Annotated in this window: 17 protein-coding genes; 6 read left to right on the top strand and 11 right to left on the bottom strand. The window is 69.8% G+C overall.

Annotated elements, in window-relative coordinates; all coding sequences use genetic code 11:
• The first annotated feature begins 28 nt into the window (after positions 1 to 28).
• From K883_RS21160 to K883_RS21150, 3 genes are all read left to right on the top strand, one after another.
• Positions 29 to 1,147 carry an alanine and proline-rich secreted protein Apa gene (locus tag K883_RS21160; protein WP_008256924.1) on the top strand — a complete coding sequence of 373 codons (1,119 nt, stop codon included), beginning with the start codon at positions 29 to 31 and terminating at the stop codon, positions 1,145 to 1,147.
• Between the two features lie 131 nt (positions 1,148 to 1,278).
• Positions 1,279 to 1,578, top strand: a complete 300-nt coding sequence (locus K883_RS21155; protein ID WP_008256923.1) for a GlsB/YeaQ/YmgE family stress response membrane protein — start codon at positions 1,279 to 1,281, stop codon at positions 1,576 to 1,578.
• A gap of 47 nt (positions 1,579 to 1,625) precedes the next feature.
• Complete coding sequence (locus K883_RS21150) at positions 1,626 to 2,654, top strand: zinc-binding alcohol dehydrogenase family protein (protein WP_008256921.1); 1,029 nt, start codon at positions 1,626 to 1,628, stop codon at positions 2,652 to 2,654.
• A 6-nt stretch (positions 2,655 to 2,660) separates the two neighbouring features.
• On the opposite strand, the gene K883_RS21145 is transcribed toward K883_RS21150, so the two are convergent.
• From K883_RS21145 to K883_RS21130, 4 genes are all read right to left on the bottom strand, one after another.
• Entirely contained in the window at positions 2,661 to 3,419 is a 759-nt protein-coding gene (locus tag K883_RS21145; protein WP_008256920.1) for a CPBP family intramembrane glutamic endopeptidase, read from the bottom strand.
• Between the two features lie 61 nt (positions 3,420 to 3,480).
• On the bottom strand, positions 3,481 to 5,853 hold the full coding sequence (locus K883_RS21140; protein WP_008256918.1) for a phosphoketolase family protein: 2,373 nt from the start codon (positions 5,851 to 5,853) through the stop codon (positions 3,481 to 3,483).
• Between the two features lie 30 nt (positions 5,854 to 5,883).
• Entirely contained in the window at positions 5,884 to 6,747 is an 864-nt protein-coding gene (locus K883_RS21135; RefSeq protein ID WP_008256916.1) for an SDR family oxidoreductase, read from the bottom strand.
• 101 nt (positions 6,748 to 6,848) lie between these two features.
• Positions 6,849 to 7,772 (bottom strand): undecaprenyl-diphosphate phosphatase, encoded by a 924-nt coding sequence (locus K883_RS21130; protein ID WP_008256912.1) that lies wholly within the window; start codon positions 7,770 to 7,772, stop codon positions 6,849 to 6,851.
• A gap of 196 nt (positions 7,773 to 7,968) precedes the next feature.
• Here K883_RS21130 and K883_RS21125 point away from each other — a divergent pair, with 196 nt between their 5' ends.
• From K883_RS21125 to K883_RS21115, 3 genes are all read left to right on the top strand, one after another.
• Complete coding sequence (locus K883_RS21125) at positions 7,969 to 10,377, top strand: CaiB/BaiF CoA-transferase family protein (RefSeq protein WP_020822583.1); 2,409 nt, start codon at positions 7,969 to 7,971, stop codon at positions 10,375 to 10,377.
• Positions 10,378 to 10,470: 93 nt separating this feature from the next.
• On the top strand, positions 10,471 to 11,955 hold the full coding sequence (locus K883_RS21120; RefSeq protein WP_008256909.1) for an acetyl-CoA acetyltransferase: 1,485 nt from the start codon (positions 10,471 to 10,473) through the stop codon (positions 11,953 to 11,955).
• Between the two features lie 112 nt (positions 11,956 to 12,067).
• Positions 12,068 to 14,227 (top strand): NAD-dependent epimerase/dehydratase family protein, encoded by a 2,160-nt coding sequence (locus tag K883_RS21115; protein WP_008256907.1) that lies wholly within the window; start codon positions 12,068 to 12,070, stop codon positions 14,225 to 14,227.
• Here the strand turns inward: K883_RS21115 and K883_RS21110 are convergent.
• The 7 genes from K883_RS21110 to lon all read right to left on the bottom strand — a co-directional run bounded on the left by K883_RS21110 (position 14,201) and on the right by lon (position 20,671).
• Entirely contained in the window at positions 14,201 to 15,433 is a 1,233-nt protein-coding gene (locus K883_RS21110; protein ID WP_008256905.1) for an NAD(P)/FAD-dependent oxidoreductase, read from the bottom strand. The genes K883_RS21115 and K883_RS21110 overlap by 27 nt on opposite strands.
• Before the next feature lie 45 nt (positions 15,434 to 15,478).
• Positions 15,479 to 16,204, bottom strand: coding sequence for a DUF72 domain-containing protein (locus K883_RS21105; RefSeq protein WP_008256902.1), 726 nt, complete (start codon positions 16,202 to 16,204; stop codon positions 15,479 to 15,481).
• A 6-nt stretch (positions 16,205 to 16,210) separates the two neighbouring features.
• Complete coding sequence (locus K883_RS21100) at positions 16,211 to 16,837, bottom strand: hypothetical protein (protein ID WP_020822582.1); 627 nt, start codon at positions 16,835 to 16,837, stop codon at positions 16,211 to 16,213.
• 43 nt (positions 16,838 to 16,880) lie between these two features.
• A complete protein-coding gene (locus K883_RS21095; RefSeq protein WP_008256899.1) occupies positions 16,881 to 17,213 on the bottom strand; it encodes a TfoX/Sxy family protein in 333 nt (110 codons plus the stop codon).
• Positions 17,214 to 17,220: 7 nt separating this feature from the next.
• Positions 17,221 to 17,610, bottom strand: coding sequence for a nitroreductase family deazaflavin-dependent oxidoreductase (locus tag K883_RS21090; RefSeq protein ID WP_008256897.1), 390 nt, complete (start codon positions 17,608 to 17,610; stop codon positions 17,221 to 17,223).
• A 65-nt stretch (positions 17,611 to 17,675) separates the two neighbouring features.
• Positions 17,676 to 17,987: a hypothetical protein gene (locus K883_RS26285; protein WP_225336684.1), complete on the bottom strand. Its 312-nt coding sequence runs from the start codon at positions 17,985 to 17,987 to the stop codon at positions 17,676 to 17,678.
• Between the two features lie 362 nt (positions 17,988 to 18,349).
• Positions 18,350 to 20,671, bottom strand: coding sequence for an endopeptidase La (gene lon / locus K883_RS21080; RefSeq protein ID WP_008256893.1), 2,322 nt, complete (start codon positions 20,669 to 20,671; stop codon positions 18,350 to 18,352).
• Positions 20,672 to 20,683: the final 12 nt, after the last annotated feature.

The following is a 20,683-nucleotide window of genomic DNA, read 5'->3' as shown; positions in this document are numbered from 1 at the left end:
ACAGCCGTAACACGGTAGGTTCGTCGCCATGGAGCAGGTGGAACCGATTTCGACACGCCGCAAAGGACTGTGGACGACGCTGGCGATCACCACGATGAGTGGTGCCAGCGCACTCGCCATCGCGTTGCCGGCGACCTCGAGCGCCGATCCCGAAGTCCCGACCCCCGTCCCGCCGAGCCCGGCCGCTCCGGCCGCGCCGGCGCCACCCGCGGCTCCGGCCGCTCCCGCCGCGCCGGCGCCACCTGCGGCTCCGGCGCCGAATGGGCAACCGGCACCGGGTGATCCCAACGCGGTCCCACCGGCCGTGGCCCCCAACGGGGCACCGCCACCGCCCGTCGACCCCAACGCGCCCCCACCACCGCCCGTCGACCCCAACGCGCCGCCACCACCGCCCGTCGACCCGAACGCGGGGCGGATCAACAACGCCGTGGGTGGATTCAGCTACGTCCTGCCCGCCGGCTGGGTCGAGTCGGACGCCTCCCACCTGGACTACGGCTCGGCGCTGCTGAGCAAGGTGACCGGCCCGCCGCCGATGCCTGACCAACCGCCGCAGGTTGCCAACGACACCCGCATCGTGATGGGTCGCCTCGACCAAAAGCTTTACGCCAGTGCGGAAGCCGACAACGCCAAGGCCGCGGTGCGGCTGGGTTCGGACATGGGTGAGTTCTTCATGCCCTATCCCGGAACGCGGATCAACCAGGAGAGCACCCCGCTCGCCGGCGCCAACGGCAGCACCGGGAGCGGGTCGTACTACGAGGTCAAATTCAGTGACGCCTCCAAGCCGAACGGCCAGATCTGGACGGGCGTGATCGGCTCGGCCAACGGCGGGAACGCGCAACGCTGGTTTGTGGTGTGGCTCGGAACCTCCAACGACCCGGTGGACCGGGGCGCGGCCAAGGCGCTCACCGAGTCGATCCAGGCCTGGACACCGCCGGCGGCTCCGCCAGCGGCTCCGGGAGCCCCGCCGGCTCCGGGTGCGCCCGCGCCGGCACCGGCGGTTCCTGGGGCGCCCGCGCCGGCACCCGCACCGGGGGCTCCCGCAGCGCCGGCGGCTCCGGGGGCACCGGCACCGGTCCCGGGCCAGGCGCCGGCCGTGGAGGTCAGCCCCACCCCCGCGCCGGCACCGCAGCAAACTCGCTCGGCCTGACATAGGCCGACGGAAAATCGGTTGGTCAACCGTCTCCGATTCGGCACTCGTTTCGTGACCCAAACTGGGTATACCGAAGTGACGGCCCAGCAAAGCGCTGGGCTTTGCCAGCGATTGCAAGGAGACCCGCAATGGACATCATGGCAGCTACGGAATTCCTCGCTCGATCAAGCACGCTCACCAGCGTCGGCTGGATCGGTTACATCATCATCGGTGGTATCGCCGGTGCGATCGCCAGCAAGATCATCCGCGGTAGCGGAGCCGGGATCCTGATGGACATCGTGATCGGCATCGTGGGCGCGCTGGTCGGCGGTTTCATCCTGAGCTTCTTCGTCGACACCGCCAGCGGCGGCTACTTCTTCACCTTCTTCACCGCCCTGCTCGGCTCGTTGCTCCTGCTCTGGATCGTCGGCATGGTACGCAGGACCTAGCAGGCCGAACCCGTTGCGGCCGTGGTGGTTAGCGGCATGATGGAGCGATGGCATCACCGGTGACCACCACGGCAATGCGCGCCTGGCGCGTTCGTCGACCCGGGCCGATGGATACCGGCCCGCTCGAGCAGGTCACCACCGAGGTGCCGCGGCCGGGCCCGTCCGAACTGCTGGTGGCCGTGCGCGCGTGCGGGGTGTGCCGGACCGACCTGCACGTCACCGGAGGCGACCTTCTCGTCCACCGCGAACGGGTCACGCCCGGGCACGAGGTGGTGGGGGAGGTCGTCGAAATCGGCGCCGAGGCCGGCGACAAGTTCCGGGTGGGGGACCGGGTGGGTATCGCCTGGCTGCGCCACACCTGTGGCGTGTGCAAGTACTGCCGCCGCGGCGACGAGAACCTGTGCCCGAAATCCCGCTACACCGGCTGGGACGCCGACGGCGGCTACGCCGAATTCGCCACCGTCCCGGCCGCTTTCGCGCACCCCCTGCCCGGCGGGTACAGCGACAGCGAACTCGCCCCGTTGTTGTGCGCGGGCATCATCGGTTACCGCTCGCTGCTTCGCGCCGAGCTGCCGCCCGGCGGACGGCTAGGCCTCTACGGTTTCGGCGGCAGCGCGCACATCACCGCGCAGGTCGCCCTCGCGCAGGGCGCAGAGGTGCACGTAATGACGCGCGGAGCCCGGGCCCGCGAGCTGGCGTTGGAACTCGGCGCCGCCTCCGCGCAGGACGCGGCGGATCCGCCCCCGGCGCCGCTGGACGCCGCGATCCTGTTCGCCCCGGTCGGTGATCTGGTGCTGCCCGCGCTGCAGGCGCTGGATCGCGGTGGCACGCTGGCGATCGCCGGGATCCACCTGTCGGATATCCCGGCGTTGAACTACCAGCGTCACCTGTTTCAGGAACGCCAGGTCCGGTCGGTCACCTCCAACACCCGGGCCGACGCGCGGGCCTTCCTCGATTTCGCGGGCGAGCACCACATCGAGGTGACCACGCCCGAATATCCTCTCGGACAAGCCGATCGGGCGTTGACGGATCTGAGCGCCGGGCGCATCGCGGGCGCGGCGGTGCTGCTGGTGTGACCGTTCTCAGGTGGACAGGTGCCACACGAACGCGGCGGCGAGCGCACCGAGCCCATTCAGGGACCAGTGCAAGGCGATCGGCGCGATCAGGCTGCCGCTGCGCCGGCGCAGCCAGCTGAAGACGAACCCCGCGGCTCCCGTCGCCACCACGGCGCCGGCCACCCCCGCCAGCATTCCGACGATCCCGCCGCCGAACAGCCGGGTGAAGCCCACGTTGCTGCTGGTCAGTCCGAACGACGTGGCCACGTGCCACAGCCCGAACAGCAGCGAGCCCGCCAGCGCGACCCCGCGAAAACCCCACGCCCGGTTGAGCGCGCCGTGCAGGACGCCCCGAAACGCCAGCTCCTCGGGGATGACGGTCTGCAGCGGGATGATGACCATCGAGGCGACCATCGCGCCCGAGATCGTGGCGTAGCGGTTGTTCAGGAACATCGGCCGGGTCGCCGGCAGCAGCACGCCGACCGCGATCACCGAGGCCACCACCGCCACGGCCGCCAGCGCATAGCCCAGTCCCGGCTTCCAGTGCTCGCGGCCGAGGCCGAGATCCGCCCAACCCAAACCGCGGCACCGCATCAAGATGACCAGCCCGACGGCGGCGGCCGGGACCGTGCCGACGCTCGCCCACGGCGTGGTGAAATGCGCGATCAAATCCGTCAGGACAAGAACCACCACGACGACGGCGATGTCCAGGTGGATGCGGAACCGGTGCAGCGCCGAAAGCTCGGACGCCACAGGGTGAACGTCGACTGTGCCGGCCTCATGCATCCGGCCAGTCTACCGGCGGCCCACGGCGCGACGGGCCAATGCGATTGCCGTCACGCGAATCTCAGTCGCTCGGCTGCCAGGTCCACCCCGAAATCTTCGGGTCGTCCTCGCCGTGCTCGCGGGTGTACATCCGCGCGGCCAGGCGGGCGTCGACCATGCGCTGCCGCAGCATGGCGGCGCGGCTGGCCAATCCGTCGACCCGGTCGATGACATCCATGACCAGATGGAAGCGGTCCAAATCGTTGAGCATCACCATGTCGAAGGGCGTCGTCGTGGTGCCGCGTTCCTTGAAGCCGCGCACGTGCATATGCGCGTGGTTGGTGCGGCTGTAGGTCAGCCGGTGGATCAGCCACGGATAGCCGTGGTAGGCGAAGATCACCGGCCTGTCCGGGGTGAACAACGCGTCGAATTCGCGGTCCGGCAGGCCATGCGGGTGCTCGGTGTCGGGCTGCAGCCGCATCAGGTCGACGACGTTGACCACCCGGACGGCCAGCTCCGGCAGCTCGGAACGCAGGATGTCGGCGGCGGCCAGCGTCTCGAGCGTCGGGATGTCCCCGGCGCACGCCAGCACCACGTCGGGGTCGTCGCCCACAGATTGAGCGGTGCTCGCCCACTCCCAGATGCCCAGGCCGCGGGTGCAGTGCGCGATGGCCTCATCCATGTCGAGATAGGCCAGCGCGGGCTGCTTGCCGGCGACGATGACGTTGATGTAGTCGCGGCTGCGCAGGCAGTGATCGGCCACCGACAGCAGCGTGTTGCCGTCCGGCGGCAGGTACACCCGCGTGAGCTCGGGTCGCTTGTTGGCGACGAGGTCGATGAACCCCGGGTCCTGGTGGGACGCCCCGTTGTGGTCTTGGCGCCACACGTGCGAGCTCAGCAGGTAGTTCAGCGACGCGATCGGCCGCCGCCACGGCAATTCCCGGCTGGTGGCAAGCCATTTCGCGTGCTGGTTCAGCATCGAGTCGACGATGTGCACGAACGCCTCGTAGCAGTTGAACAGGCCGTGCCGCCCCGTCAGCAGGTAGCCTTCCAGCCAGCCCTGGCACAGGTGCTCGGACAGCACCTCCATGACGCGGCCGTCGGGCGCCAGGTGCTCGTCGTCGGGCTCGATCTCGGACAGCCACACCTTGTCGGTCGATCCGTAGACGGCGTCGAGCCGGTTGGAGGCCGTCTCGTCGGGCCCCATGAGCCGGAATCGGTCCTTGTTGCGGGCGATCACGTCGCGCAGGAACCCGCCCAGCACCCGGGTCGCCTCGTGCGTGACGGCCGCCGGTCGCTCGACGGCGACGGCGTAGTCGTGGAAGTCGGGCAGGTCGAGGTCGTGCAGCAACACCCCGCCGTTGGCGTGGGGGTTGGCGCTCATCCGGCGATCCCCGCTGGGCGCCAGCGCCCGCAGCTCCGGCCGCAGCCGGCCGTTTTCGTCGAAAAGCTCCCCGGGCCCATAGCTGCGCAGCCACTCTTCGAGCTGGGCACGGTGTTCGGGGTTGTCGCGCGTCGCGGCCAGCGGCACCTGGTGCGAGCGCCAGGTGCCCTCAACCTTCTTGCCGTCCACCATCTTTGGCCCGGTCCAGCCCTTAGGGGTACGCAGCACGATCATCGGCCACACGGGCCGCTCGACCCCGTTGCCGCCGCGGGCCGCACCCTGGATGGCGGCGATGTCGTCGAAGGCGTCGTCGAGGGCGGCGGCAAGTTGCCGATGCACATCGGCCGGGTCGTCACCGGCGACCGTGATCGGGCGGTACCCGTAGCCGCGCAGCAGCGATTCCAGTTCGGCGTGCGGGATGCGGGCCAGCACCGTCGGGTTGGCGATCTTGTAGCCGTTGAGCGCCAGGATCGGCAGCACGGCGCCGTCGGTGACGGGGTTGAGGAACTTGTTGGAGTGCCAGCTGGCGGCCAGCGGCCCGGTTTCGGCCTCGCCGTCACCGACGACGCAGGCCACCACCAGATACGGGTTGTCCAGGGCGGCGCCGTAGGCGTGCACCAGCGCGTAGCCGAGCTCGCCGCCCTCGTGGATGGATCCCGGCGTCTGGGCGGCGACGTGGCTGGGGATCCCGCCGGGGAAGGAGAACTGCCGGAACAGCTTGCGCAGGCCCTCGGTGTCCTCCTCTATGCCCGTGTAGACCTCGCTGTAGGTGCCTTCGAGGTAGGCGTTGGCGACCAGCCCCGGTCCGCCGTGCCCCGGCCCGGTCACGTAGATGACGTCGGCGTCGCGGTGGCGGATGACCCGGTTCAGGTGCGCGTAGACGAGATTGAGCCCGGGGGTGGTGCCCCAGTGACCCAGCAACCGCGGTTTGACGTGATCGATGGTCAGCGGCTCGGTGAGCAGCGGGTTGTCCAGCAGGTAGATCTGCCCGACCGACAGATAATTGGCGGCACGCCAGTACTTGTCGATCAGCGCGAGTTCGTCGTCGGAGAGCGCGGTTGCGTGGGTCATCTCACCGATTGTTCCCACCGATCCCTCCCGCTACTCCTCGCCGCGGGCGCGGGCTTCGTACGCCTGCCGCTTTTCGACGTCGACGTCGTCGGTGAAGACGTGATCGCCGCCGAGCATCCGGTTGAGGCCCTCGGCGATGCGGCGCGGCCAGAATTTCTGGGACACCACCATCGCCCCCGCGGCCTTGGTGATCCGCACCCGCGGCTTGGGGTGGGCCACCAGCTTGACGATGGCGTCGGCGATCTCGGCGGGCTCGGCGTTGCGGAACCCCTTGGCCCCCTTGGTGCCCGCGGTGAGCTCGGTGTTGACGAACGTCGGCAACACCGCGGAGAACTTCACCCCGGCCGAGCGGTACTCCAGCCGCGCCGAGTCGGTGAACGCGACCACCGCATGCTTGCTGGCGCAGTAGGTCGCCAGCCCGACGATGTAGAGCTCCCCGGCCAGCGAGGCGACGTTGATGACGTGGCCTGTGCCGCGGGGCACCATGCGCTGGGCCGCCAGCTTGCTGCCCAGGATCACGCCGTAGACGTTGATGTCCAGAATCCGCCGGGTGACCGCGTCCGGTTCGTCGACGATGCGGCCGACCGGCATGATGCCGGCGTTGTTGATCAGCACGTCGATCGGGCCGAGCCGGCGTTCGACCTGGTCGAGGAAATCGGCGAACGACTGCGGGTCGGTGACGTCGAGTTTTCCGTACACGTCGAGGCCCAGGTCGGCGCCCGACTCCTTCACCCGCACCTCGTCGACGTCGCCGATGGCGACCTTGGCGCCCAGATTGTGCAGCGCGGTCGCGGTGGCCAACCCAATTCCCCGCGCTCCGCCGGTGATGACTACCACCTTGTCGCGAACTCTTCCGCCGACGACCTTGAGGCCGAGGGAACCCGTGTCTGCCATGTTCGGTGCCTTCCAGATTCTTGACGGGTGTCAACTAGACAATCCGGTAAGCACAGCACTCGAAGTCTGGCCGCGCAACAGCCGGTCGGACCGGGCGAGGTTCAGCGCACGGCCAGCCACACCAGGCTGGCGGCGCCGGCCAGGGCACAGTAGATCGCGAACGGGGTCAGCGTCCGGGTCTGGAAATAGCGGGTGAGGAAGCGCACGGCCAGGTAGGCGCAGACGAACGAGGCGACGCTGCCCGCCAGCACCTGGCCGCCGATGCCGGCGCCCAGCGGCCCGAAGAGCTCCGGGATCTTGTACACCCCGGCGGCCAGGATGATCGGCGTCGCGAGCAGGAAGGAGAAGCGCGCGGCGTCCTCGTGCGACAGGCCGCGCCACAGGCCGGCGACGATCGTGATCCCCGACCGGCTGATACCGGGGAACAGGGCCAGGATCTGCGCGGCCCCGATCACCAGGCCGCGCGGCAGCGGGAGCTGGGCCAGCCGCTGATCCGAGGCCTCGTCGCCGTGTTCGAGCTCCGCATCGGACGGCGCCGGCTGTCCCGGCGCGGGCGCGGGCGCGATGCGGCGGCGCAACACCTCGCCCACGTACAGGGCGATGCCGTTGAGCAACAGGAACGTCGCCGCCGGGATCGGTTTGCCGAGCGTCGTCCGAAAAAGCTGCTCGAGCGCCAGGCCGGCCAGGCCCACCGGGATGGTGCCCACCACGATCAGCCACGCCAGCCGCTCGTCGGGCGTCTGAATGCGGCGATACCGCAGCGACGAGAAGAACCCCGACAGGATGCGCAGCCAGTCGCGCCAGAAGAACAGCAGCAGGGCGGCGGCGGTGGCGACGTGAAGGCCGACGATGAAGGCGAGGTAGGGCGAGTGGGGGGCCGAGACGCTGAGGTCCTGCGCCCACCGCCCGCCGACGAGTGCCGGCACCAACACCGCGTGCCCCAGGCTCGAGACCGGGAACAGCTCGGTGACGCCCTGGAACGCGCCAACCACCACGGCCTCGACGTAGCTCAAGTGCGCGGTCATAGCGGGTTGCCTCCATTAGACGACGGGTCGCGGTCGGCCTGTGACGATAGCCCACGCGAGTCCCCGAGTGGCCGTTCGGGCCGACCCGAGGGGATGAGCGCCGAATCCGCTTGCCCACCCGGCATTTTGGCCGCATGCTCGACCCGTCAGGCGGGCGAGCGCCCGCCGTGCAGCGCCCTGACCAGGCAGGTACGGTGTGCAGATGGTCGACGGGTTGCTCGATGCCGTCCGCGTCCTCGACTTGTCGGGCGGGGTCGCCGACGTGGTGACCCGTCTGTTCGCCGATCTGGGCGCCGACGTGTTGAAGGTGGAACCGCCGGGCGGCTGCCTGGCGCGTGACGCGCTGCCGACGCTGCGCGGCGCCAGCATCCCGTTCGCCGTGCGCAACGCCAACAAGCGCAGCGCGGTGCTCGACCCGTTCGACGACGAGGACTGCGCCCGCTTCCTCGATTTGGCCGCCGACGCCGACATCGTCGTGGACACCGGCGCCGACGAGCGCGGCGCCATGTTCGGAACCTCCGGCGAGGAGCTCGCCGCCCGCTACCCGCACCTGGTGGTGCTGTCGGTCACCGACTTCGGCGCGACCGGCCCGCGGTCCTCGTGGCGCGCCACGGATCCGGTGCTGTACGCGATGTGCGGCGCGCTGTCGCGGTCCGGCCCCACCACCGGCACCCCGGTGCTGCCGCCGGACGGCATCGCGTCGGCCACCGCGGCCGTCCAGGCGGCGTGGGCCGCGCTCGCGGCGTACTACAACCGATTGCGTTGCGGCACCGGCGATTACATCGACTTCTCGTGGTTGGACGCGGTCGTCATGGCCCTCGACCCGGCCTTCGGCGCGCACGGGCAGGCCGCCGCAGGCGTCCGGCGCACCGGGCGGTGGCGGGGCCGTCCGAAGAACCAGGACGCCTACCCGATCTACCCCTGCCGGGACGGCTACGTCCGGCTGTGCGTGATGGCGCCCCGGCAGTGGCGCGGCCTGCGGCGCTGGCTGGGGGAGCCGGAAGACTTCCAAGATCTCAAATACGACGTGATCGGCGCGCGATTCGCGGTGTGGCCGCAGATCAGCGAGCTGCTGGAGAAGCTTTTCGCCGGACAGAGCATGAAGGATCTGGTGGCCGCCGGACAGGCGCACGGGGTGCCCATCGCCGCGGTGCTGACGCCGGCGCGGATTCTGGGTTCGGATCACTTCCAGGCGGTCGGCGCGATCACCGAGGCAGAGCTCGTCCCCGGCGTGCGGACCGCCGTGCCGACCGGGTATTTCGTGGTCGACGGCCGGCGCGCGGGTTTCCGCACGCCGGTGCCCGCCGCGGGCCACGACGAACCGTACTGGCGCGGCAATCCGTCGGTGGTGCCGTCGGCGTCGGGCCGTCTCGGCGACTATCCCTTTGCGGGACTGCGGATTTTGGATCTGGGCATCATCGTCGCCGGCGGTGAGCTGAGCCGGCTGTTCGGTGACCTGGGCGCCGACGTGATCAAAATCGAGAGCGCCGATTACCCCGACGGATTGCGGCAGGCCCGCGTCGGCGAGGCCATGAGCGAGTCCTTCGCCTGGACGCACCGCAACAACCGCGGTTTGGGGCTGGACCTGCGCAGCGCCGAGGGCAAGAAGATCTTCGGCCGGCTCGTCGCCGAGGCCGACGCGGTCTTCGCCAACTTCAAGCCGGGAACCCTTACCGCACTGGGTTTTTCCTACGACGAGCTGCGCGCCCTCAACCCGCGGATCGTGCTCGCCGAGAGCAGCGCGTTCGGCGACACGGGGCCGTGGAGCGCGCGGCTGGGGTACGGCCCGCTCGTGCGGGCCACGACCGGCGTCACCCGGCTCTGGACTAGCGACGGCCCGGGGGAGGGGACCGAGGCGGCGCGGCACGCGTTTTACGACGCGACGACGGTGTTCCCCGACCACGTGGTCGGCCGGGTCACCGCGATCGCCGCGCTGGCCGCGCTGATCCACCGCGACCGGACGGGCAACGGCGCCCACGTCCACATCTCGCAGGCCGAAGTCGTGGTCAACCAGCTCGACACCCTGTATGTCACGCAAGCCGCGCTGGCCGCGGGCATCGACCGGATCCGCCAGGACACCAGCCTGCACGCGGTCTATCCCTGCGCCGGTGACGACGAATGGTGCGTCATCTCGATCCGAACGGACGACGAATGGCGGCACGCCGCTTCGGTTTTCGACCATCCCGAATGGGCGGACGACCCGCGCTTCGCCACCGGCGAAGCGCGGCTGGACAATCGGGACGAATTGGTGGAACGGGCCTCGGCGTGGACCCGCACCCGCACCCCGCTGCGGGCCGCCGAACTGCTGCAGTCGGCGGGTGTTCCGGCCGGGCCGATGAACCGTCCGCCCGACATACTCGAGGACCCTCAGCTGATCGCGCGAAACGTCTACAGCGCCATGGCTCATCCGCTGATCGAGAACCCGCTGCCCGCCGAGACGGGACCGGCGCCCTACCGCCACATTCCGTCGGCCCGGCGGGCCCCGGCGCCTCAGCCCGGGCAGGACACCGTCGAGATCTGCCGAAACGTGCTGGGAATGAACACCACCGACATCCAGCGGCTGATCGACGACCGCGTGCTGTTCGGCCCGGCCGCCGACGCCTGAGCCGCCCCGCGATCGCCCGAATGTGCGGCCGGCCGCACCCTCGCGCCCCACTGTGCGGCGAGCCGCACGCCGGGGGTCCGATAGGTTCGACGCATGACCGCTGACCCCAGGACCCCGGTTTTGATCGGCTATGGCCAGGTCAACCACCGCGACGAGATCGATCCGGCCACGCGGTCCGTCGAACCGATGGACCTGATGGTCGCCGCGGTCGAGCGGGCCGCCGACGCCGCGGTGATCGAGGCGGTCGACTCGATCCGGGTGGTCAACATCCTGTCGGCCCAGTATCGGGATCCCGGGCTGTTATTGGGCCAGCGCATCGGCGCCTCGGATTTCACCACGCTGTACAGCCCGGTCGGCGGCAATGTGCCGCAATCGCTGCTCAACCAGGCCTGCCTGGACATCCAGGGCGGCCGCGCTGGCGTCGTGCTGCTGGCCGGCGCCGAAACCTGGCGCACCAGGCGCGGTCTGCGGGCCCAGGGCGGCAAGCTGGTGTGGACCGAACAGGACCGCTCGGTCCCGATGGCCGAGGTGAGCGGCAACGACGTCCCGATGGCCGGCGACGCCGAGATCAGGATTTCCCTGGACCGCCCGGCCTACGTCTACCCCTTGTTCGAGCAGGCGCTGCGGGTGGCGCGCGGCGAGTCGATCGACGATCACCTCCAGCGCATCGGGGAGCTGTGGGCGCGGTTCAACGCGGTGGCGGTGGACAACCCGCACGCGTGGATCCGCACGCCGTCCAGTGCCGACGACATCCGCCGGGTGGGCCCGCGGAACCGGATGATCAGCTGGCCCTACACCAAGTTGATGAACTCCAACAACATGGTCGACCAGGGCGCGGCGCTCGTTCTGACCTCGGTCGAGCAGGCCAGGAGGCTGAAAATCCCCGCCGAACGCTGGGTGTACCCGCACGCGGGCACCGACGCGCACGACACACCGTCCATCGCCGAGCGCCACGAACTGCACCGGTCCATGGCCATCCGGATCGCCGGCGCGCGGACGCTCGAGCTGGCCGGCCTGGGCATCGACGACATCGATCACGTCGACCTGTACTCGTGCTTTCCCTCCGCGGTGCAAGTCGCGGCGGCCGAACTCGGGCTGAGCGTCGACGACCCCGCCCGGCCGCTGACCGTGACCGGCGGACTGACGTTCGCCGGCGGCCCGTGGAGCAACTACGTGATGCATTCGATAGCCACCATGGCGGAGTTGCTGGTGGCCAATCCGGGCCGGCGCGGTCTGATCACCGCCAACGGCGGCTACCTGACCAAACACAGCTTCGGTGTCTACGGCACCGAACCGCCGGCCGAATTCCGTTGGGAGGACACGCAACCAGAGGTCGACGCGGAGCCGACGACCGACGCGGTGGTGGAATGGGAAGGCGTGGGCACCCTCGAGGCGTGGACGACGCCGTATGACCGCGAGGGACGGCCGGAAAAGGCCTTTGTGGCGGTGCGCACCCCCGACGGGTCGCGCGCGCTGGCGGTGGTCACCGACGCCGACGCGGTGCAGGCCTCGGTGCGTGAAGATCTCGGTGGCGCCAAGGTCGCCGTCGCCGCGGACGGCAGCGCGACGCTGCGGTAGCCCTGTCACCCGTATGGCGCCAGGTCAGCGGCGCCGATCCTGGGTAACGGTCGCGTAGCCTATGCCGACTTGCCTATTGTTGAGTGCTGAGGGTTGGGGGAGGTGAGCCCAGGTGCACATCCTGGTTACCGACGCCACCGGCGCACTCGGGCGCCTGGTCGCTGGGCAGCTCATCGCTGCCGGGCACACGGTCACCGGCATTGCTGAGCTCCCGCATCCCTGCCTCGACCGCAACGTCGAATTTGTTTGCGCATCGCTGCGCGACCGCGTCTTGCGGGAGCTCACCGACGAGGCCGACGCGGTCATCCACCTGGCACCCATCGACCCCACCGCGCCCGGCAGCGCCGGCATGGACGGGCTGGCGCGGGTCACCGATGCGGCCGCGCGCGCCGGCTCCCGCCTGGTGTTCGTGTCGCAGGCCGCGGGACGGCCCGAGTTGTATCGGCCGGCCGAGGACCTGGTGTCCTCGAGCTGGGGACCCACCGCGGTCATCCGGATCGCGCCACCGGTCGGGCGCCAGCTCGACTGGATGGTGTGCCGCACCGTGGCCACGCTGTTGCGCAGCAAGGTGTCCGCGCAGCCCATGCGCGTGCTGCACCTCGACGACCTGATGCGCTTTTTGGTCCTGGCGATGGACACCGACCGCACCGGTGTGGTGGACCTCGCCAGCCCGGACACCGTCAACATGGTCACCGCCTGGCGCGTATTGCGAGCCGCCGACCCGCGCATCCGGCCGCATCGGGTGCGCAGTTGGGCCCAGCTGACGCCGGAGTTCGATGTCGCTGCGGCACAAGAGGACTGGATGTTCTCATACGGCTGGCACGCGCTGGACGCCGTCGCCGACACCGCGCGGGGACTCGTCGGACGCCGGCTGGACACCGCCGGCGCGATCAACCAGGGGGGACGGCTCGCGCTGCCCGTCGAGGTGCTGCCGCAATCTCGGCGACCGGCCGGTGACGACGTGCGCACCGCCGCGCCGGAAGGCCTGGAGGGCGAATTCGACGACCAGATCGATTCGCGGTTCCCGGTTTTCAGCGGCGCCGCACTGGCCGAGGCGCTGCCCGGACCGCTCACCCCGATCACGCTGGACGTCCAATTGAGCGGGCTGCGCACCGCGAGCCGGGTGTTGGGACAGGCGCTCGCCCTCGGCGGCGTCGCCGATGCCGAATGGGGCAGCAGGGCCATCGCGGTGTTCGGCCACCGCGCCTACGTCGGCGTGTCGGTCAACATGGTCGCGGCCAGCCAGCTGCCCGGCTGGGACGAGGACGCCGTCGCCCGCAACGCCCTCGTCGGCCAGCCCCAGGTCGGCGATCCGCTGCCGTTCGGCGAGCCGGCCTGGACGGCCGGGGCGCTCGGCTCGGTCGCCAAGGCCGTCGCCGCGGGGCGGTCGGTCGCGCTCCTGCGTCACCTGCGGGTCGACACCCGGGCGTATTGCGCCGCCGCGGAAGCCGAGCACCTCGATGCCGCGCAACTGGCGTTGCTGCCCGAAGAGGCCCTGGAAGTGCGGCTGCGGCTGTTGCGCGACCGCATCCACCAGGGCTGGATCCTCAACGCGCTCTGGTTGATCGACACCGGCGTCACCGCCGCGGCGCTGCCGCGCAGCCAGGCGGGGCGCAGCGTGCCCGGGATCAGCATGATCACCGACAGCGGACTCGTCGCGGCGGAGACCGCCGAGCTGGCGTCGGCGCTGCGGGCCGACCCGCCGTTGCGCGCGCTGGCCGCCGAGGGCAACCTCGCGAGCATTCGTGCGCTGTCGCCCAAGACCGCCGCCACCGTGGACGCGGTCGTCGCACGCATCGGGCACCGCGGTCCGGGCGAGGCCGAACTGGCCAGCACGACCTTCGCCGACGACCCGACGATGTTGCTGACCGCCGCGGCGGCGGCCGCACCCCCCGAGCCCACGCCCGCCACATTGGCCGAGCGGCTCACCGCCAACGCGCGCGGCTCGCGGGAGCTGGCCCACGACACCACGATGCGCTTCACGCACGAGCTGCGGATGACGTTGCGCGCGTTGGGATCTCTGCGCGTCGAGGCGGACCTGATCGACGCCGTCGACGACATGTACTACCTGACGTGCAATGAGCTGGTCACGATGCCGGGCGACGCACGGCTGCGGATCAAACGCCGCCGCACCGAACGCGAACGCCTGCAGGCGCAGTTCCCACCCGACGTTATCGACGGGGCCTGGGCGCCGGCCCCGCACAGCCCCGACGACCCGGGCGCCGGGACCACCGCCGAGGATGGCTCAGCCGAGCAGCTCGCCCAGGGGTGAGCGCGGGTCGGCCAGCTTGTCGGGGTCGACGGCGGCCTTCGACCGGATCAGCGCTTTGACGTCGTCGAGCACATCCCAGATGTTGACGTTCATTCCGGCCAGCACCCGGTGGTCGCCGTCGAGCCAGAACGCGACGAACTCCCGGCCGGCGACGTCACCGCGAAACACCACCCGCTCGAAGCTGGGGGCGTGTCCGACGTACTCCATCCCGAGGTCGTATTGATCGGTGAAGAAATAGGGCAGCTCCGCGTATTCGCCTGGTGTGCCCAGCATCCCGGCCACCGCCACGGCGGGCTGCTTGAGCGCGTTGGCCCAGTGCTCGGTGCGGATGCGAGTGCCCAACAGCGGGTGTTCGGCGGCGGCGATGTCGCCGACCGCATAGATGTCGGGATCGCTGGTGCGCAACGAGGCGTCGACGAGCACCCCGCCGTCGCCCAGGGAGAGCCCGGCCTGCTCGGCGAGTTCGACGTTGGGCTTGGCGCCGACGGCCACCAGCACGGCGTCGGCGGCCACCGTCGATCCGTCCCGCATCCGCAGGCCGGTGGCCGAGCCGTCGGCCGTTGTGATCTCCTCGACCTGCGTTTCGAGGCGAAGATCCACGCCGTGCTCGCGGTGCAGGGTGGCGAACACCTCGCCGACGGTCTCGCCCAGCGCGGCCAGCAGCGGCTGCCTGGCGGTTTCCACCACGGTGACGTTCACACCTCGCTGGCGCGCACCCGCGGCCACTTCCAGCCCGATCCACCCGGCGCCCACGATCGCGAGCGAAGCGCCTTCGGACAGAACGTCGTTCAATGCCACGGCGTCTTCGTAGGTGCGTAGGTAATGCACACCGGCGGAGTCCGACCCCGGTATCGGGGGCCGGCGCGAGGCCGATCCCGTGGCCAGCAACAGCTTGTCGTAGCCGACGGTGGTGCCGTCGGGCAGCCCGACGGTGTGGCCGGCGGCGTCCAGGGAGGCCACCCGCGTGTTGAGCCGTAGGTCGACGTTGTGGTCGCGGTACCAGTCGGAGTTCTGCACGGTGAAATCGGTCAGCGACTTTTTGCCGGCCAGATACTCCTTCGACAGCGGCGGCCGCTCGTAGGGCAGATGTTCCTCGTCGGCGAACACAATGATGTGCCCATCAAAATCGTTGTCGCGCAATGCTTCTACGGCTTTAGCGGCCGCGAGTCCGCCACCGATGATGACGAAGCTGGTCGAGTTGGCCATGGATGGGGCTCCGTTCTGTGGAATTTTCAGCCTACTCGCGGGCGCTCAGCCCAACAGCTCGCGCAGGTCGAGAGCGTTGCGGACCGCGTGCCCGCCCAGGTCGTTGTTGAAATACATCCACACGTCTTTCCCTTCACCGTCCCAAGCGGTGAGCCGCTCGGCCCAGCGGCGCAGATCGTCGGCGGTGTAGGAACCGGCGTAGTTCGCCTCGGGATCCGGCCCGTGCATCCGGATGTACACCAGATCCGTCGTCGCGCGGGGAATGCACTCGAGCCCCAGCCCACTCATCACCACATACGCGGCGCGATGGCGTTCCAGCAGCTCGAACACCGCGGGGTCATTCCACGACGGGTGCCGCAGTTCGACGGCGACGCGGATCGACGTGGGCATGAGTTGCAGGAACGAATCCAGGCGCGCGTCATCGCGCTGCTGTTCGGGGTGCAGCTGCACCAGCAGCACGCCGTGGCGATCACCCAGCAGCTGCCAGCAGCGTTCGAATCGTTCGATCCACGGTTCGGGCGAGGCCAGCCGGCGGTAGTGCGTCAAGCCGCGATGCGCCTTGACCGACATGGTGAAGCCGTCCGGCAGCTGATCGCGCCAACCCTCGAACGTCGAATCCTTGGGCCACCGGTAGAAACTGGCGTTCAGTTCGACGGTGTCGAACGCCTCGACGTAGCGGGCGAGCCGGCGCGCCGATGGCGTTCCCGGCGGATACAGCACATCGATCCAGTGGTTGTACGACCACCCCGAGGTACCGATTCGTATGGTCACCGCGGCTCAGCCGGCCACCCGCTGACGCACATCGGCGTCCAGCGACGCCCTGACCAACGCGGCGGCCAGTCGCGCATTGGCCTGCGGCGCAAGGCTTCCCAGCTTCTTCGGTTCGGCGGGCAGGCCAAACCGCTTGGCGGTCCCGGTGGCGCGGTCATCGAAATACGGCCGCACCCAGGTCCACACGTCCTGCACCTCGCGCAGGTAGATGTCGGCGCCCGTGTCGCCGATTCCCTTGAACTGCTTGAGCATCCGTTTCGCCGCTGCCACGTCATGCCCGCTGCGATCGGCCAATTCGCGCATGTCGCCGGAGTAGTCGTCTCGAAGTCGTTCGGCCATATCGGTGAGCCGGGTGGCCGAGCTCTCGTCGTAACGCACGTAGTGCGCGCGCCCAAAGGCGTCGATCATGGTTTGCCGGTCCGAGGCCAGCACGGCCTTGGGGGTCCGCAGGCCCGCCTTGAAGAGTTCGCGCGCGGCGGCCGTGGCGATGGTCGCATCGATCGGCTTGCTGGCCAGCATGCACAGCACCAAAAGCTGGAACAGCGGCATCGGCTTGTCGCTCAGCGTGATGCGCGCCTGCGCCGCGTAGGTCGTGCCGGCCACGTCGAGCAGTCGTCGCACCCGCTGGTCCATACCGCACCGCGTACCCCCACGCCGCCACGGCAAACCGCGCCCGCTATTTGGGCGGCAGGCTGCGCGCGTGGTCGACCCCGCGTTTGACCCAACTATGAAGCTGGCGTTTGGTTTGCACGCCGGCGGGCTCGACGCGCAGCCAGCCCCGGGCCTCTCGCCCGGCCATCACCATGGGGCTGACGTGCGCGCGCCCGGCGAGTTTGTCGGTGTCCTCGCGCGGCACCCGCACCAACAGTCCACCCTGGCCGCTGACGGCCACCGACATGTTGCCGTTGACCAGGAACGCCAGGCCGCCGAACATGCGCTTTTCGTCGATGCCCGGCTGGCCTCCGAGAAGTTCGCGGACCCGGTTGGCCAGGTCTTCGTCGTAGGCCATCCGCGGGTCAGTCCAGGTCGACCCGGACGGTGAGCAGGTCGCTGCCCATCAGGCGCACCATCGCGCTGTTCAGCCGCGGCAGGTTGCCCAGGCGCTGCACCGCATCGTCGTCGGGCAGGAGGTGGGCGGTGCCGTGGCGCCACGTGCCGCCAACACGCACCCGCACAGCCGGATTGGCCTTGATATTGCGGATGTAATCCGAGTGCTCGCCGTGTTCGGAGACCATCCAGAACTGGTTGTCCACCACGCGCCCGCCCACCGCGGTGCGCCGCGGCTGCCCGCTCTTGCGTCCCTTGGTCTCGAGCATGGTCATCGGCAGCTGCCGGCCGACCGGGTTGACCAGCAGGCGTTGAACCCGGTGGACCACTTGTCGTTTGAGAATCCGGATATCCGTCATAGTCCCTAGATTCTGCCGCAGACGAGAAACAGCCGCCGCATTCGCGGCTGTCTCGCTGGGCCGGGTTACGTCGCGTACGCGACGAATTGACCGTCGGGCAGGAAGACGCCCCACTGGTTCACGGCCGGGTTGAATACGACCGGATAGTCGCCCGGTTGACCCGGCGGCATCCAGCGGGCCGGAAGCCCGTAGCCGATCGGGTCGTTGTAGTGGCCCGGTGGCGGGAATCCGTTCTGCCCGGGCGGAAGCGGCGTGCCCGGGGCCGTGCAGTTGACGCCCGGTCCGGCGTTACAGATCGGTACCCCCTGTCCCGGCATGGGACCCGGCACATTCTGGCCGGGCACCGGGCCCGGTCCCGGCACGTTCGGCCCAGGCACTGGCCCCGGCACATTCGGGCCATTCGGATCGGCTTGAGCCAGGCCGGCACCTACTCCGAGCGCGCCGGACGTCAGCGCACCTGCGATTACGGCGCTGGCAGCGAATCTGTTCAACCTCATGATGAACTCCTTATCGAGCCGCTTGGCTGCCCATCGGGCCACCTAACAGCGGTAATTTGTTGTTCGTCACCCGCGTCTTTTCGACGCCGGATAGAGGTCATCCCCCCTCGGCTGGTCTTCCCTCTGCGTTGCTGCGTACCCGTCCCGGGGGGAGCCTGAAACTCCGACCATGCCCCGGCACACCGCACCGGGTCTGACTCAACGTGGCTTCAACAGCGGCCGCGATTCGCCTGGCCGCGCGATCAGGCCGCGGCCGTGGCGGCCGAGGCCGCCGGTTCGAGCGCCTGGGCCACGATCTCGGCGACGTCGGTCATGGGCCGCACGTCCAGCGCCTCGAGCACCTCGGTGGGCACGTCATCGAGATCCGGCTCGTTGCGCTGCGGAATGAAAACCGTTGACAGCCCGGCACGTTGGGCGGCCAGCAGCTTTTGCTTCACCCCGCCGATGGGCAGCACCCGGCCGTTCAGCGTGACCTCTCCGGTCATGCCGACGTCGGAGCGGACCTGGCGTCCGGTGGCCATCGAGACCAGGGCGGTCACCATGGTGACACCGGCCGACGGGCCGTCCTTGGGCACCGCCCCCGCGGGCACGTGGACGTGGATGCGCCGGTCCAGCGTCTTGGGATCCACACCGAGCTCGGCGGCGTGCGAGCGCACGTAGGACAGCGCGATCTGCGCCGACTCCTTCATCACGTCGCCCAGTTGACCCGTCAGTTGCAGGCCCGGGTCACCGTCGGTGGAGCCGGCCTCGATGTAGAGCACGTCGCCACCGAGGCCGGTGACGGCCAGGCCGGTGGCCACACCGGGCACCGCCGTGCGTTCGGCCGATTCCGGCATGAACCGCGGACGGCCCAGGTAGTCAACCAGATCCGGCTCGTCGATGGTGATCGGTCGCGGATCGTCAACCAGCTTGGTGGTCGCCTTGCGCAGCGCCTTGGCCAGCAGCCGTTCGAACTGTCGCACACCGGGCTCGCGGGTGTAGTCGGCGGCGATCTTGCGCAGCGCCGCGTCGCTCACCGCCACCTCGTCCTCGGTCAGCGCCGCGCGGTCCCGCTGCCGGGGCAGCAGGTAGTCCCGCGCGATGGCGACCTTGTCGTCCTCGGTGTAGCCGTCGATGGCCACCAGCTCCATGCGGTCCAGCAGGGCCGACGGGATGTTCTCGATCACGTTCGCCGTCGCCAAAAACACCACATCGGACAGGTCCAGGTCCAGATCCAGGTAGTGGTCGCGGAAGGTGTGGTTCTGCGCCGGGTCGAGCACCTCGAGCAGCGCCGCGCTCGGATCGCCGCGGTAGTCGGAACCGACCTTGTCGATTTCGTCCAGCAGCACAACGGGATTCATCGATCCCGCCTCACCGATCGCGCGCACGATCCGGCCCGGCAACGCGCCCACGTAGGTACGACGGTGCCCGCGGATCTCGGCCTCGTCGCGCACACCGCCCAGGGCGACGCGCACGAACTTGCGGCCCAACGCCCGGGCCACGCTCTCGCCCAGCGACGTCTTGCCGACGCCCGGGGGACCGGCCAGCACCATCACCGCACCGGAGCCGCGGCCGCCGACGACCTGCAGCCCGCGTTGGGCGCGGCGCGCCCGGACGGCCAGGTATTCGACGATGCGATCCTTGACGTCGTCCAGCCCGTGGTGATCGGCGTCCAGGACTTCCCGCGCCGCCTTGAGGTCGGTGGAGTCCTCGGTCTTGACGTTCCACGGCAGGTCGAGCACGGTGTCCAGCCAGGTGCGAATCCAGCCACTCTCCGGGCTCTGGTCGCTGGAGCGTTCCAGCTTGCCGACCTCGCGCAGCGCGGCCTCGCGCACCTTCTCGGGCAGCTCGGCGGCCTCGACGCGGGCCCGATAATCATCGGACCCGTCGGGCTCACCTTCACCGAGCTCCTTGCGGATGGCCGCCAGCTGCTGGCGCAGCAGGAACTCCTTCTGCGTCTTCTCCATGCCCTCGCGCACGTCCTCGGCGATCTTGTCGCTGACCTCGACCTCGGCGAGGTGGTCGCTGGTCCAGTCGATCAGCACGCGCAGCCGCTCGGCGACGTCGACCGTCTCCAGCAGCTGGCGCTTCTGCGCGTTGCTCAGGTAGGACGCGTACCCCGAGGTGTCGGCCAGCGCCGACGGATCGGACAGCCGGTTGACGTAATCGATGATCTCCCAGGCCTCGCGTCGTTGCAGCATGGCCAGCAGCAGCTTCTTGTACTCCGCGGTCAGCGCCTTGACCTCGTCGGTCGCCTCGGCCTCGGGGACCTCGGTCACCTCGACCCACAGCGCCGCCCCGGGGCCGGATGCGCCCGCCCCGATCTGTGCCCTGCGCTCGCCGCGCACCACCGCGGCGGTGCCGCCACCGGCGATGCGCCCGACCTGCAGGATCTTCGCGATCACACCGTGCGACGGATACCGGTCCTCGAGCCGGGGGGCGATCAGCAGCTGTCCCGACTCGCTGGCCTGGGCGGCGTCGATCGCCGCGCGGGCCGCGTCGTCCAGCGCGATCGGCACCACCATTCCGGGCAGCACGATGGTGTCGGTGACAAACAGCACCGGCACCGACTTGGCTTCAGCCATCAAATCCTCCAA

The sequence above is a fragment of the Mycobacterium sp. TKK-01-0059 genome (assembly GCF_000709305.1).
GTDB lineage: Bacteria > Actinomycetota > Actinomycetes > Mycobacteriales > Mycobacteriaceae > Mycobacterium > Mycobacterium intracellulare.
The sequence above is the reverse complement of the archived record's forward strand: the minus strand, read 5'-3'. Positions and strand labels throughout refer to the sequence as shown.